Raw genomic sequence first — 14,192 nt, forward strand, 5'->3', positions numbered from 1 at the left:
GCCCTGTGAAGGCTAGAGGTGCAAACAGGCCCATGATCGGGGCCGACCGGGAGCGACATGGATGACGGATCAAGACAGGCCGAATCCGGCCAGCGAACGGCTGGACGCGACCAAAACGGAGACGCCCGACGTCGCCGAGGCCGAGGTCGTCGAGACGACCGTATCCGGCGAATCGCCTGAAACGAACCAGACCGACGCGGAAACCGAAACGCCTGACGCGCCCGCCGCCGAAACCGGCGCGGCGGAGTCCGGGCCGCCGATCTTCGAGGATCCGCCCACCGGCGCGCACGCGGTCGAGCAGGAGGAGGGCGAGCATCGCTCCTTTTCCGCCATCGCGCTGCAGGCGGTGGTGTTTCTCCTGCTCGGCGGCGCGCTCGCGCTCTGGGCCGGGCCGCGAATCGCTCCGCATCTGCCCGCCTGGGCCGCGCCGGTCGCGACATTCCTGACGCCGGGCGCCGATCAGGTGGCTGAGCTCCGATCCGAGACGGAGGCGCTGGCGCAGCGGATCGCGGCGGTCGAGGGCGCCGCGCGCGAAGCGGCCGAGAGCGCCGCGGAGGACGCGGCCGCCGCGGTCGAGACGCGGCTCTCGGCGCGGATCGACGAGATCGCGGCTGATGTCGATTCGCGCGTGGAGGGAGACAAGACCGCGCTCACGGCTCTCGCCGCGCGCATCGACGCGCTGGAGGCCTCACGCGTCGAGAGCCCGCCGGCGGGCGGGGCCTCGACGTCTCTGAACGACGAAATCGCCGCGTTGCTGCGCAAGGATATCTCCAGGATCGACGATATGGCGACGGCGGAGGCCCTTGAGGCCGTCGAAGCCCGCGTCGCCGCGCTCGAAAGCGGCGAAGCGGCCACGGCCGGCGCGCGGAGCGAGGCCGAGCGGATCCGCCGCAGCGCCAATCTCGACGCCGCGCTCACCCGGATTCACGAGGCGCTCTCTTCTGGCCTCCCATACGCGCGACCGCTGAACACGGCGGTCTCCCTTTCCGGCGTGGCCGCGCCCGACGCGCTCAGCGCGCTCGCGGAGAGCGGCGCGCCGACGGTCGCGGAATTGGCTCGGACGTTTCCGCAGGCGGCGCGCAAAGCCTACGCGGCGTCGGTCGAAGCCGAAGCCGGGGACGGATTCACCGAGAGGCTGATCGCAGGAATTTCAGGGCGGATCGGCGGCCGGCCCGCCACCGAGACGCCCGGCGACGACGCCGGCGCGGTGCTCTCGCGGATCGAGGCGCGGCTGAACGAGGGGAACCTGGCCGCCGCCGCGGATCAGGCGGCGGCGCTGCCGCCGGCCGCCGCCGCGGCGATGGGGGCCTGGCTGACCAATCTCGAAAAGTCGGCCGCCGCGGAACGCGCGTACGGCGAATGGCGCTCAGCGCTCAGCACGAATTGAGAGGGAGAGAGCCGACATGATCCTCATGTTGATCCGAACGGCGCTCTGGGGGCTGGCGATCATCGCCGCGGCGTTCGCGTTCGTCTGGCTGAAGGATTCCGACGGCGGCGTGACGCTGACCCTCGCGGGGCGCGCCTATGGCCCGTTCCGCCTGATCGAGACGGTCGCCATCGTGCTCGCGGTCGCGTTCCTGCTCTGGTTCACGGTGAAGGCGTTCAGCTTCCTCGTCGCGCTGGTGCGCTTCTTTTCCGGCGACGAAACCGCGCTCAGCCGTTTCTGGACCCGCTCGCGGGAACGGCGCGGATTCGACGCGCTCGCGGGCGGACTGATCGCCATGGCCGAAGGGAATGGGCGCGCCGCGCTCACGAAGGCGCGAAAGGCGGAGCGGCTTCTCGACCGCCCGGCGCTCACCCGGCTCCTCGTCGCGCAATCGGCGGAGGCGGCGGGAGAGACCGCGGTCGCGAAAGAGTATTACAAGCGGCTCGCGGGCGAGCCCGGCACCGCCTATGTCGGTGTGAAAGGCCTTCTGGAGCAGGCGCTTCGAGCCGGCGACAAGGCGAAGGCGCTGAAGCTCGCGACCCATGCGTTCGAGCTGAAGGCGCGCGAGCCCGAGCTTCTGACCACGCTCTTCGACCTTCAATGCGCCGCCGGCGAATGGGAGGGCGCGCGCCGCACTCTCGACGCGGCGACGAAAGCCGGCGCGCTCACCAAGGATGTGGCGCAACGCCGGGCCGCGGTCCTGCAGGTCGCGGACGCCCGCGAGGCGGAGAATCGCGGCGAAGCCGCGAAAGCGCGGGAGCTGATCGCCCGCGCCCGGCGACAGGCCCCGGGGCTCGTTCCCGCGGCGGTGATGCTCGCGGCGCAGCAGAACGCCGACGGCGCGCCGCGAAAGGCGGCGAAAACCCTGCGCGAGGCGTGGCGGGCCGAACCTCACCCCGATATCGCCGCCGCCTTCGCCGCGCTCGCGCCTGACGAGAGCCCCGCGGCGCGGCGGAAGCGGTTCCAGGACCTGTTGAAGATCCATCCGGATGCGGCCGAGACCCGGCTTCTGAGCGCGGAGATGGCGCTGGCCGACGATGACGCCCCGGCCGCGCGCGCGGCGATGGGCGATCTGGCGGAGACGCATCCGACAGCTCGGACGTTGGCGCTGATGGCGGCGATCGAGCGCGCGGATGGCGGTGACGAGTCGCTGGTGCGCGGCTGGCTCGCCCGCGCGGTCGCGGCGCCCCGCATGGCGCAATGGACATGCGCGAATTGCGGCGCGCATCACAATGAGTGGGCCCCGATCTGCCGGCGCTGCGAGGCCTTCGACACCCTCGCCTGGACCGAAGGCGAAGCCGGGACGAGCAAGGCCGAAGCCGATTCCGCGCTGTTGCCGATCATCGCCGAAGTGGGCGCGGCCGGAACAGCCTCGCCCACCCCGGACGACGGAGAGCCGGCCCCGTCAGATCCCGATAACAAGCCCGAGCGGGATGAGGGAGACCCCGCGCCCGCTGAGGCCACGGATGAACCCGCCGCGGCGCCGGATGATGCGAAGCGATCCTGACGCGACCATTGCGATCGCTCCCGAGGCGGACTATAGGGTCCCGAAATCAACCGGATGGAGATCCGCCCTCCAAAAGCTTTTGATTAAATCGGCGGGTTGCTGTAACGGAAGTCGGACTGTCCGGCCGTGGATTCATCTTCGATGAAGCGGCGGAAATCATAGGCTCGCATAGCTCAGCTGGATAGAGTGTCGCCCTCCGAAGGCGAAGGTCCCAGGTTCGAATCCTGGTGCGAGCACCACCACCCAAACACATCTGACAGTCTGAAGGCGCCGAATGGATTCGGGGGCCGAGCCTTTCCTCGAACCTGCGTCGCGGCTCGCCGCCCTTGGCGACCCGGTCCGGTAGAATCAGGTTTTCGTGTACGAACGCCGCGATTCGCGCGCATGGGCGGCGATCGCCCCAGGGCCTTCGGCGCCGATGACCCGGTTCACCAAGGTCGCGGGCGAGCTGAAGAGCCGGCCTGGATCGCTCGCGCGCATATCCAGCGCCAGCTATCATCCTGGGATTATTGGTGGGTGATGTAGGGTTCGAACCTACGACCCGCTGATTAAGAGTCAGCTGCTCTGCCAACTGAGCTAATCACCCACTGCGGGCGGAGATAACCTCTTCGGCGAAGCGGCGCAAGGGGAATGGGAACAGTCATCTTCGCGCGCGCAGGACCGTCTCCGGATGGAGGCGGGCGACCTCCGGAGTCAGCCGTCGGAGTCAGCCGTCCTTAACCATCCGGCCATATCATGATTCCGCCGGGCCTCGCTGGCGCCCGATGATCTGACCCGATGGGCTGGAATGATCCTGATTGTTGACGATGACGACACACAGCGGCGCATGACCGCCGCGATGATGACGGCGGCGGGCCGCCCCTGGGTGGAGGCCTCCGGCGGCGAGGCCGCAATCGACCTTCTCAGCGGGCCGGCCGCGGGGACGTTCCGGCTGGTCCTTCTCGACCTCGCCATGCCGGACCTTGATGGGATGGAGGTGCTGTCTCGGATCCGGCCGATCCGCCGCCATCTTCCAGTGATCGTCCTGACCGCCCTCAGCTCCGTCTCCCACGCGGTCGCGGCGATGCGGGCCGGCGCGCAGGATTTTCTGATCAAGCCGATCTCGTCCCGCCAGCTTGAGGACGCGGTGCGCGACGCGCTCGGGCAAGCGCGCGCGGCGCGCCGGCCTTCGGAGAGGCGGAGAAGCGGCTTCGACGGGTTGATCGCCAAAAGCCCGACGATCGTAAAAACGATCCGCATGGCCGAACGCGGCGCTCGGTCAGGCATCCCCATCCTCATCGAAGGCGAAAGCGGAGTCGGCAAGGAAGTGTTCGCGCGCGCGATTCACGCGTCGTCAGACCGCGCGGAGCGCCCCTTTGTCGCGGTCAACTGCGGCGCGCTCCCCGAGATGCTCGTCGAATCGCTGCTCTTCGGTCACGAAAAGGGCGCGTTCACCGGCGCTGTCGCACGCCGGGCGGGCAAGTTCGAGGAGGCGGACGGCGGCGTTCTCTTCCTGGATGAAATCGGCGATCTGCCGCTTGAAGCGCAGGTCAAACTGCTGCGCGCGGTGCAGGATGGCGAGATCGACCCGGTCGGCGGGGCCAGAACGGTGAAGACCGACATACGCCTGATCTCCGCGACCAATCGCGATCTCGCGGCGGAGGTCGAGGCGGGGCGGTTCCGTGAAGATCTTTACTACCGGATCAGCGTCTTTCCCCTCTCTCTGCCGCCGCTGCGCCGCCGGAGGGAGGATATCATCCCGCTTGCGGAGCGCTTCATCTCCCGGTTCGCCGCGCGCGAAGGCAGACCCGCGCCCACCCTGAGCGACGATGCGCGCGCGCTGCTGGCCGCGGCCCCATGGCCCGGGAATGTCCGGCAACTGGAGAACGCCATCCACCGCGCCGTCGTTCTCAGCGAACGGCGGATCCTCTCCGCTGAGGACTTCGCGCATCTGCGCGCGGCGAGTTGCGCGGCCCCAATCGCCGGCGAGCATCCGTTCTTCGACCCGAGCGGCCATATCCGGCCCCTGGCGGAGATAGAGACGGCCGCCGTGGAGACGGCGCTCAGCCGCTATGGCGGCAGCATGACGGAGGCCGCCCGACGCCTGGAGATCGGCCGCTCCACGCTCTACCGGAAGACCCGCGACGAGCGCGCCGCGGGATAGGTCCTCAGGCCGCCGGTTCCGGGACCATGCCCAGCGCATGGAGGTAGAGGTCGAGCATCGCCTCCTCCTCCTCCCGCTCTTCGGCCTTCTTCTTGCGAAGGCTGATGACAGTCCGGAGCGTCTTCACGTCGAAGCCGTTTCCCTTGGCTTCGGCGTAAACCTCCTTCACCTGGTCGGCGATTTCCCGCTTCTCCTCCTCCAGCCGTTCAATCCGCTCAACGATGGATCGCAACTGGTCGGCGGCCACGGTGGTGGTCGAAAACCCGGGGCCTTCAAGAACATCATCGGCCATCAGATCTGTTTCTCCGGCATGCGCACGACGAGCCCTTCAAGCTCCGGCGTCACTTTCAACTGGCAGGTGAGACGGCTGTTCTCATCCGGTTCATAAGCGAAATCGAGCATATCCTCCTCCATCGGCTCTTTTGCGGGCAATTTGTCGATCCAGGCCGGGTCGACATGAACGTGACAGGTGGAGCAGGCGCAGGCGCCTCCGCAATCAGCGTCGATGCCTGGTATGTTATTGTCCCGCGCGCCTTCCATTACGGTCAGACCCACCGGGACATCGACCACATGTTCGGTCCCGCCATATTCGATATAGGTGATCTTGACCATTTCGCCGTCTTTCCCTCAGTTCTGCGATACCCGCCGTTTTCGCGCATTCCGGTCGGTTGTCTAATCGGTTCCACGATCCGGCGCCAGCCGTTCGCGCCCCGGAAGTTCGTCGGTTTCCTCGGCCAGCATGACCGCGGCGGCGCTTCGGCCCGTCATCGCCGCCATCGGTTTCGGCGACCATGGCGCCGTCTGGACGGCGCCTTCGAAGATCATGTTGTGGCTCAACCGCCAGCCGGCCCAAACCGCCAGCGTTCCGATCAGAACCCCCGCGCTCGCCTGCGCATAGACGACGCCCGGGGCGCCCCAGGCCACCGGAACAAGCAGCAGCGCCAGAGGCGTGACCGCGCCGTCGCGCATCCAGTTGAAGGCCGTGGAGAACAGCGGCCGATTGAGATTGTTGAACGCGGCGTTGGCGACAAAGAGCGCGCCGTTGAACATGAAGCCGCCGGCGCCGACATAGCAGAAGGCGAGAATCACATCCGCGCCGGCGTCATCGACCCCGAAAGCGCGGGCGATCAGCGGCGCCAGCGACGCGAGGAGGATCCACACCGACGCGACGTAACCGCTCGCGAAGATCAGGCTGTCGCGATAGGTTCGGGCGACCCTGTCTCCCAGTTTCGCGCCGTAGTTCTGGCCGATGATGCCGCCGATCGCGCCGGAGAGCGCGAAGATGCCGCCAAAGGCGAGCACGGTGAGCCGGCTCGCCACCGCCCAACCGGCGACGGCGCTGTCGCCATGGCCGGAGATCCACCAGGTCAGGAGAATATTGCCGAACGGCGTCGAAAGCTGCGTCGTCACCGCTGGCGCGGCGATCCCGAAAAAGGGCCGCATGAACGCGCGCGCATCGGCGATGGACGGCCGCGCGCAAAGCCCTTTGCGCGCACACATCCAGAGCCCGAACCCCGATGAGATCATGCGGCTCATCACCATCGCGTACGCCGCCCCGTCGACCCCGAGGTCGAGCCCGAAAATGAGAAGCGGGTCGAGCACCATCGCCGCCAGCCCGGCGACGACGGTCACGAGCATCGCCCGGCGCGCGTCTCCCTCGGCCCGAAGAACCGATGAGGAGATCATGCTCAGCCCGATGAAGGGGAGGGAGGGCAAGGCGATCAGCAGGAATTCCGCCGCGACGCCGCCCGAATCGCCCACGGCGCCGATCAGACCGAGAATCTCGCGCCGCGCGGCGATGACGAGCAACACCGCCACCGTCAGAAGGCTGACGGCGATGAGCATCGCCGAGGTTGCGCGCCGCCGGGCGCGCTCGAGTTCGCCCGCGCCTATGGCCTGGCTGACCAGCGCCAGCGCGGCGATCGAGAATCCGATGCCGACCGAGACCGTGAAGAACTGAACCGTCCACGCGTAACCGACGCCGGCGGTGAGCACATCCTCCCCGAGCAACGAGACGTAGAACAGCGTCACGAAATCGATCAGGAACATGAAGAACAGGCCGATGGAGCCGGTCGCGGTCATCACCGCGACATGGCGCATGGTCGAGCCGGTGGTGAACCGGCCTGGACGCGAATTCAGCACGCCTATTCCGCGGCGAGCGGCGCGACCGCCTTGCTGAACCTCGTCTCGCGCCCCTTTTCCGGCCAGCGCGGCACCATGGTCGAGAGCATGAGCGAGACCACCGCCATCGACGCCGCCAGCGCATAAACCGAAGCCGGATCGACCAGCCAGAGATAGCCGAGGAGCGCCGGCAGGAACACCGCCGCGATATGGTTTATCGTGAAGGCGACCGCCGCCGTCGGGGCCTGATCCTCCGGGTCCGCGATCTTCTGGAAATAGGTCTTCTGGGCGAACGCCATCGAGAAGAGGATATGATCGGCGATATAGAGCGCGGCGGCCACCTGCCACGGCCATTCGAACCAGTAGAGGCCGGCGTAGAGCATGAAGATCATGACCAGGCCGGAATATTCACAGATCAGCGTGAACCGCTCGCCCATCCCCGCGATCATCTTGCCGACCTGCGGCGCGGCGACCATCGTCGCGCAATAATTCACCAGCATCAGCCCGGCGATATGCTGAAGGCCGAAATCGTAGAGCTCCACCATCATGAACGCGGCGAACACGGTGAAAATCTGCCGGCGCGCGCCGCTCATGAACACCAATCCATAATAGAGCCAGTAGCGCTTTTTCAGCACGATGCTTTTCCGCTGAACCGTGTCGGAGCGAAATTGCGGATAGGCGAACCATGAAAAGAGCGCCACACCCATGCAGAGGCCGCCCGAGGCCCAATAGACGGTGCTGTAGGAAAGATCGAACGCCTCCCACATGGTCAGGATCGCGCCATAGGAAATCAGCGCTCCCGCAGCCCCGGCGGAGACGATCCAACCGAGCATCTTCGGCGCCCGCGCCTTCGGCAACCACTGAAGCTGGAGACTCTGCGCGACCGTCTCGTAATAGTGAAAGCCGAGCGATGAGATGAACGTGACGACGAGAACGCCTTGCAGCGTCGGAAACTCGGCGGTCAGCGCCGAGCCGAGGCCGAGGAGGAACAGCGAAAAGATCCCGAAGGTCTGCTCACGGATCAGCGCGAAGATGAAAATGGCCAGAAAGGCGAGGAATCCGGGGATTTCCCTGACCGTATGCATCCAGCCATTGTCCGAGCCATCGAAATGCACCACCTCGATGACGAAATTCGCGGCCACCGCCATCCATGTGGAGAACGCCAGCATCGAGCCGAACGCCATCAGCACCAGCATTGATTCCGGCCGCCGCCAACGCGGCAGTTCGCGGCCCTCTTGAAGGGAGATTTCCGGCCGGTAAATGGGGAGTGGCATTGAATTGCGCTCCTTGATTCAACCGATATATCCCGTTCCGCGAGGAACGCCACGCATAATGCGCACGCTCACGGCTCTTGCATGCGCGTCCACGATGAAATTCATCCATGCGAGCGCGACACGACGTCTCCACCGAACGAAGCTCTCGCGCCCCGCCACCGCTTTGGACTATGCTCCACTCATGTCGATCTGGTCCCGCATCGCCGAAGCCGTATCCGCCCTCGCAAAGGGTGAAAGCCTTTCGGCCGTTTTCGCGAAGCTGAAGACGCCCCCGGAGCGGTCGGTCGGCTTCACCATCGCGGTTATCGCGCTTGGCGCGAAAATGGCGAAAGCCGACGGGCGGGTCACCCCCAACGAAGTGACCGCGTTCCGCGAGGTTTTCCATATCCCGCCTCGGGAGGAGGCCAACGCGGCCCGGGTCTTCAACCTCGCCCGCAACGACATCGCCGGTTTCGACGGCTACGCAAGGCAGATCTCGCGCCTGTTCGGCCCCGATAGCCCGGTGCTCGAAGACGTGCTCGAGGGGCTCTTTCACATCGCGCTCGCAGATGGAGCCTATCACCCGGCGGAGGATGAGTTTCTCGCCAAGGTCGCGAGCATTTTCGGCGTCTCGGACGCCACCTTTCAATCCATTCGCGCCCGCTATTCGCCCGAACACCGCAATCCCTACGCCGTGCTCCAGGTGACGCCGGACACGCCGTTGCCTCAGATCCGGCGCCGGTGGCGCGAGATCGTCAGGGAGACGCATCCCGACCGAATGATCGCCCGCGGCGTGCCGGAGGAGGCGGTGAAGATGGCGACCCGGCGCCTGGCCGAGGTCAACGCCGCCTACGAGGCGATCCTGGCGAAGCGCGCCGCCTGAAGGCGGCTATTCCGCCAGAAGCCGCGCCACCGCCGCCCGGAGCGTCGGCACGCCCGCGCCCGTTTCAGCCGAGGTCGCGATGATCTCGGGGAACGCTGTCGGATGGCGCTTCAGATCCTCGCCCGTCTTCGCCGCGATCTGCGCCAGCGCCGCCGGGCCGATCTTGTCGGCCTTGGTCAGCACCGCCTGAAAGCTCACGGCCGCGCCATCGAGCAATGACATGATCTCATGATCGACCGGCTTCACCCCATGGCGCGCATCGATGAGGACATAGGCGCGGCGCAGCGTCGCGCGGCCCGCGAGATAGGTCTTCAGCAACGCCTGCCACCGCGCGACGACCGCGACCGGCGCCTCCGCGTACCCGTAGCCGGGCAGGTCGACCAGCCAGAGCGCGCCGGAAAGATCGAAGAAATTGATCTCCTGCGTCCGCCCCGGCGTGTTCGACGCGCGCGCGAGCGCCTTTCGGCCCGTGAGCGCGTTGATGAGCGACGATTTCCCCACGTTCGAGCGCCCGGCGAAGCAGATCTCGATCCGGTCCGCGTCGGGCAGCCCGTCCATCGCGACGACGCCCTTCACGAAATCGCAGCGCCCGGCGAAGAGCTTGCGCCCCGCTTCGGCCAGGTCCTCTTCGGGTTCGGGCGCGACCGGAAACAGGCTCATGCCGCGGCCTTCCCGATGCAGGCGTCGCCAAGCGCGATGGCCCCGCCTTCGATCACCTGCGCGTAGACGCCGAAATCCATATGGCCAAACCGCCCGTGAAGCAGTTTCAGGAATTCAATGTCCCGGGTCCCGGTCTCGGGGCTGGCGTCGGGCGCGCGGCAGCGCTTCACCCGCCGCAGAATCCGAAGCCGCGCCGCCCCCACCGTCACCTCTCCCCAGCCCATTTCCGCCCAGGGCTCGATTTCATCGATCCAGAGATTCATCCGGAGCCGGATATGCGCGAGCGGCTTTCCCGCGATCTCCTCCAGAACCCGCAAACTGGCGAGCGATCCGATGGAGATGTCGCTGTCGGGAGCGTCCATCATCGCCGCTCCCGGAACCCGAGCAAGGCGGTAGGGGCCCGGGTCCGACTGCGCCGCGATCGGCGCAAGCCAGGCGCTCAGCGCCTCCTCGTCCGCTTCAGGCCGCGCCCTGATCTCGCCAAGCTCCGGGTGCGAGAGCGTCACGAACCCGGTCCCCGCATCGAATGTGCAGACGATCCGCGCCAGTTCCGGGCAATTCCTCTGGGTCACGAAATTGCGGCAATGCGCCCATTCCGGCTTCGCCGCGTCGAACGCGCTGGCGCCATGGGCGACCGCCCAGATCCGGTCCCAGGGAAACGGCCGCCCGGCGCCCAGCGTCTCATGGTCGAGAGCCTCCTCCCCGAAACTCTTGACGGGATGGCGATATATGGCGGCGAGATGGGGCAGGTCAGCTTTCCTTCGGTTTGCGTTTGAAGGTCTTCTTCACGTTGCCGAGCAGATCGACATCCACCCCCTGGCTGCGCATGATCACGTATTGCTGCGTGAAAGTGATGATGTTGTTGGCGCACCAGTAGATCACGAGGCCGCTGGCGAAGCGCCCCAGCATGAACATGAAGACGAACGGCATCCAGGCGAAGATCTGCGCCTGCATCTTGTCGGCGGGCGCCGGGTTCAGCTTCTGCTGCATCCACATCGTGAAGCCCATCACGATCGGGAAGACGCCGATCGACAGGATATGAAGGAGCGACGTGGGGTCGGGCGGCGCCCAGGGCAACAACCCGAACAGATTGAGGACCGAGGTCGGATCCGGCGCCGAAAGGTCGCGAATCCACCAGATGAACGGCGCATGCCGCATCTCGATGGTGACGAAAAGCACCTTGTAGAGCGAGAAGAAGATCGGGATTTGCAACAGGATCGGCAAACAGCCGGCGGCGGGGTTGGCTTTCTCCCGCTTGTAGAGCGCCATCATCTCCTGCTGCATCTTCTGCCGGTCGCCGGCGACGCGCTCCTTGATCTTCTCCATCTCGGGCTGAAGCTTCTTCATCTTCGACATCGAGACGTAGGACTTGTAGGCCAACGGGAAGAGCGCCGCCTTGATCATCAACGTCAGGACGATGATCGACCAGCCCATATTGCCGATGATCCCCTCGACCCAGACCAGCAGCTTGAAGATCGGCTTCGTCAGGAAAAAGAACCAACCCCAATCGATGCTGTCGTCGAATCTCTCGATGCCGAGATCCTCCTGATAGCCGTGGATCGTCGCGTATTCCTTCGCGCCGGAGAAGAGATAGGTGGACACCTCCGAACGCGCGCCCGGCGCGACCTGCCGCGTGGGGAGCAGCGCCTCGGTGCGGAATTCCGGCCTGTCGGCGCGCGGGATATATTTGAGCGCGGTCTCGAAACCGACTCCGGAGCCGGGGACGATGGTCGTCATCCAGTATTTATCGGTGAAACCGACGAAACCGCTCGTCGTCGCGCTCAGGCGCTCCTCTCCCACGCCGGACGGCGCCAGATCTTCCATGTCGCCGTAATCGAGCTCCTTCAGTTCACCGTCGATATCGGCGACCACGCCCTCGTGGAGGAGGTAGAAATTCTCCGTCTGCGGCTTCCCGCGCCGGGCGATATAGCCATAGGGCGTGAGGTTGACCGCCGCGTCGGTCGTGTTTTCGACCGATTGCTCGATCGTGAACATGAACTTGTCGTCGATGCTGATGGTCCGCCGGAAGATCAGCCCCTCTCCATTGTCCCAGACCAGAGTGATCGGCGTCTCCGGAGTCAGCGTCTCTCCGGATTCCAGCGTCCATTCGGTGTTCGGTTCCGGCGTCTTCACATCGGCGGCGCCGGGAGCGAGCCAGCCGTAGACCGCGAAATAGGGATACGCCGTGCCGGTCGGGGAGAGCAGGACCACCGGGGGCGAGTCCGGGTCCAGCGTCTCCCGGTATCCGGTGAGGCTGAGGTCGTCGAAACGGCCGCCGCGGAGCGAAATCGAGCCGGAAAGCGCCGGCGTCCTGATCTCCACCCGCGCTGCGGGCGCGGCGGAAGCCTCATTCTCCAGACCGGCGGGCGCCGTGGCGACGGGCGCGGTCGTGAGTGAGCCCACCGCGTCCGACGGCAAGCTGACGCCTCCCGCCACGCTCTCCGCCACATTCGGGGCGACCGGCGCCTGGTCCGGAACCGGCGGCGTGAAAAAGAAGGACCAGGCGATGATAACGAGGAAGCTGAGGCCAGCGGCGGCGATCAGATTCTTCTGGTCATTCATGTCAGGCTCCTCACAGCGTGCCGCGGGTTGAACCCTCGCCGGGCGCGCAGGTCAAGGGGCGCGCAGCCCCGCGACCTTCAATAATGCGGCGGCGACGTCCAATCTCATGGCGAAAGCGCAACGAAAGCCTTCAGGCGCCTTCCAGAATCGCGCCCGCCGCGACCGGGCGGCCGCGAAGAAAAGCCTCAGCCTCCATCGGCGCGCCTCCGGCCCGTTGCAGCCGGGTCAACCGGACCGCGCCCGAGCCGCAGGCGATGGCGAGCCGGTCGTCCAGCACTTCGCCGGGCGCCCCCGCGCCCGGAACGGCTTCCGCCATCAGAGCCTTCACGCGCTCGCCCTCCATCATGAACCACGCGCCCGGAAAGCGCGAGAGCCCGCGGATCTGGCGGTCGACGACTTCACTGGGCCGACGCCAGTCGATTCGCGTCTCCGTCTTGTCGATCTTGGCCGCGTAGACGCCTTCGGCGGGTTGCGCCGTCAGCTTCAGATCTCCCGACGCGAGCCGCGCCAGCGCCTCCACCATGAGCGGCGCGCCAAGCGCCGCGAGCCGATCATGCACGCTCGAGGCGGTGTCGCTCGCCCGGATCGGCGTCACCGCCGTCGACGCCACCGGCCCGGTGTCCAGCCCGGCCTCCATCTTCATCACGCAGACGCCCGTTTCCGTATCGCCGGCCATGACCGCGCGCTGAATCGGCGCGGCGCCCCGCCAGCGCGGCAGAAGCGACGCATGGAGGTTGAAACATCCATGAACCGGCGCTTCAAGCAGCTCCACCGGCAGCAAAAGCCCATAGGCGACGACCACCGCGACATCGAGCTCAAGCGCCGCGAAGGACGCGCGGTCCGCGGGGGCGCGAAAATTCAGCGGCGTGCGGATCTCCAGACCGAGTTCGCCCGCCCGCTCCGCCACCGGCGTCGGCCGCGGACGCTTGCCTCGCCCCGCGGGCCGGGGCGGCTGCGTATAGACGGCCGCGATGTCATGAGTGGCGGCCAACGCGTCGAGCGTCGGGACCGAAAACTCGGGCGTCCCCATGAATGCGATCCGCATCACCCTCTCCGCCGCCGTTTCGCCTGGTTGTCGTATCGGGCCTTATGGGCGCCGGCGCTCACGCTTTCGCGCGCTCGCGTTTCAGTTTCTTCATCTTCTGGGTGATCATCTGCCGGCGCACCGCGCTGATATGATCTATGAACAGCTTGCCGTTCAGGTGGTCGATCTCGTGCTGCACGCAGGTCGCCCACAGCCCGTCGAACCGGCGCTCGGCGGCTTCGCCCGCCGGCGTCGTCCAGCGCAGCGTGACCTCCGCCGGCCGCTCGACAAGCGCATATTGCTCCGGGATCGAAAGACAGCCCTCTTCATGCTCGTTCATCGCCTCCGACACGGCGACGATTTCGGGATTGATCAAGGCCATCGGCTCGGGCGGCTCATCCTTTCCGGCGCAGTCCATCACCAGAAGCCGCGCGTTCACGCCAACCTGCGGCGCGGCGAGCCCGATCCCCGGCGCGTCATACATCGTCTCCAGCATGTCGCCAATGAGCTTGGCGACGGAAACCGGATCCGGAACCGGGTCGCACATCTTTTTCAGACGAGGATCCGGGTGAATGAGAATGGGACGAACAGCCATGCATGCGAATTAGGTAAT

The 14,192-nt window shown here is 66.5% G+C and carries 13 protein-coding genes and 2 tRNA genes; 5 read left to right on the plus strand and 10 right to left on the minus strand.

Translation table 11 applies throughout. The features are described 5' to 3' along the window. Positions 1-61: 61 nt before the first annotated feature. The 3 genes from WG921_RS13675 (at position 62) to WG921_RS13685 (ending at position 3,172) form a co-directional block, all read left to right on the plus strand. Entirely contained in the window at positions 62-1,387 is a 1,326-nt protein-coding gene (locus WG921_RS13675) for a COG4223 family protein (RefSeq protein ID WP_340109803.1), read from the plus strand. A 16-nt stretch (positions 1,388-1,403) separates the two neighbouring features. Further along, positions 1,404-2,933 (plus strand): heme biosynthesis protein HemY, encoded by a 1,530-nt coding sequence (locus tag WG921_RS13680; RefSeq protein ID WP_340109804.1) that lies wholly within the window; start codon positions 1,404-1,406, stop codon positions 2,931-2,933. Between the two features lie 162 nt (positions 2,934-3,095). Then, positions 3,096-3,172: transfer RNA gene (locus WG921_RS13685), tRNA-Arg, on the plus strand. Between the two features lie 271 nt (positions 3,173-3,443). On the opposite strand, the gene WG921_RS13690 is transcribed toward WG921_RS13685, so the two are convergent. Continuing rightward, a tRNA-Lys gene (locus WG921_RS13690) sits at positions 3,444-3,519 on the minus strand. A 201-nt stretch (positions 3,520-3,720) separates the two neighbouring features. Between WG921_RS13690 and WG921_RS13695 the strand changes: the two genes are divergently transcribed. Beyond that, the gene (locus WG921_RS13695) at positions 3,721-5,076 is read left to right on the plus strand and encodes a sigma-54-dependent transcriptional regulator (RefSeq protein ID WP_340109805.1); all 1,356 of its coding nucleotides are present in this window, start codon (positions 3,721-3,723) and stop codon (positions 5,074-5,076) included. A 4-nt stretch (positions 5,077-5,080) separates the two neighbouring features. On the opposite strand, the gene WG921_RS13700 is transcribed toward WG921_RS13695, so the two are convergent. The 4 genes from WG921_RS13700 to WG921_RS13715 are packed head-to-tail and all read right to left on the minus strand — an operon-like array spanning position 5,081 to position 8,471. Then, positions 5,081-5,368: a DUF2312 domain-containing protein gene (locus tag WG921_RS13700; protein WP_340109806.1), complete on the minus strand. Its 288-nt coding sequence runs from the start codon at positions 5,366-5,368 to the stop codon at positions 5,081-5,083. Further along, positions 5,368-5,688, minus strand: a complete 321-nt coding sequence (locus tag WG921_RS13705) for a 2Fe-2S iron-sulfur cluster-binding protein (protein WP_340109807.1) — start codon at positions 5,686-5,688, stop codon at positions 5,368-5,370. Before WG921_RS13705 ends, WG921_RS13700 begins: the two co-directional genes overlap by 1 nt. A 60-nt stretch (positions 5,689-5,748) precedes the next feature. Then, on the minus strand, positions 5,749-7,218 hold the full coding sequence (locus WG921_RS13710; protein WP_340109808.1) for an MATE family efflux transporter: 1,470 nt from the start codon (positions 7,216-7,218) through the stop codon (positions 5,749-5,751). A gap of 2 nt (positions 7,219-7,220) precedes the next feature. Further along, positions 7,221-8,471: an MFS transporter gene (locus tag WG921_RS13715; protein ID WP_340109809.1), complete on the minus strand. Its 1,251-nt coding sequence runs from the start codon at positions 8,469-8,471 to the stop codon at positions 7,221-7,223. Positions 8,472-8,652: 181 nt separating this feature from the next. Between WG921_RS13715 and WG921_RS13720 the strand changes: the two genes are divergently transcribed. After that, positions 8,653-9,333 carry a molecular chaperone DjiA gene (locus WG921_RS13720; protein WP_340109810.1) on the plus strand — a complete coding sequence of 227 codons (681 nt, stop codon included), beginning with the start codon at positions 8,653-8,655 and terminating at the stop codon, positions 9,331-9,333. A gap of 6 nt (positions 9,334-9,339) precedes the next feature. Here WG921_RS13720 and yihA read toward each other — a convergent pair whose 3' ends face one another. From yihA to def, 5 genes are all read right to left on the minus strand, one after another. Further along, the gene (gene yihA / locus WG921_RS13725; protein ID WP_340109811.1) at positions 9,340-9,993 is read right to left on the minus strand and encodes a ribosome biogenesis GTP-binding protein YihA/YsxC; all 654 of its coding nucleotides are present in this window, start codon (positions 9,991-9,993) and stop codon (positions 9,340-9,342) included. Then, on the minus strand, positions 9,990-10,742 hold the full coding sequence (locus tag WG921_RS13730) for an MOSC domain-containing protein (protein ID WP_340109947.1): 753 nt from the start codon (positions 10,740-10,742) through the stop codon (positions 9,990-9,992). Before WG921_RS13730 ends, yihA begins: the two co-directional genes overlap by 4 nt. Position 10,743: 1 nt before the next feature. Beyond that, complete coding sequence (gene yidC / locus WG921_RS13735; protein WP_340109812.1) at positions 10,744-12,555, minus strand: membrane protein insertase YidC; 1,812 nt, start codon at positions 12,553-12,555, stop codon at positions 10,744-10,746. A gap of 130 nt (positions 12,556-12,685) precedes the next feature. Further along, positions 12,686-13,600, minus strand: coding sequence for a methionyl-tRNA formyltransferase (gene fmt, locus WG921_RS13740; protein ID WP_340109813.1), 915 nt, complete (start codon positions 13,598-13,600; stop codon positions 12,686-12,688). 58 nt (positions 13,601-13,658) lie between these two features. Continuing rightward, positions 13,659-14,174, minus strand: a complete 516-nt coding sequence (gene def, locus WG921_RS13745; protein ID WP_340109814.1) for a peptide deformylase — start codon at positions 14,172-14,174, stop codon at positions 13,659-13,661. Positions 14,175-14,192: the final 18 nt, after the last annotated feature.

The sequence above is a fragment of the Paludibacillus litoralis genome (genome assembly GCF_037646705.1).
Classification (GTDB): Bacteria; Pseudomonadota; Alphaproteobacteria; order Rhodobacterales; family Rhodobacteraceae; genus Pikeienuella; species Pikeienuella litoralis.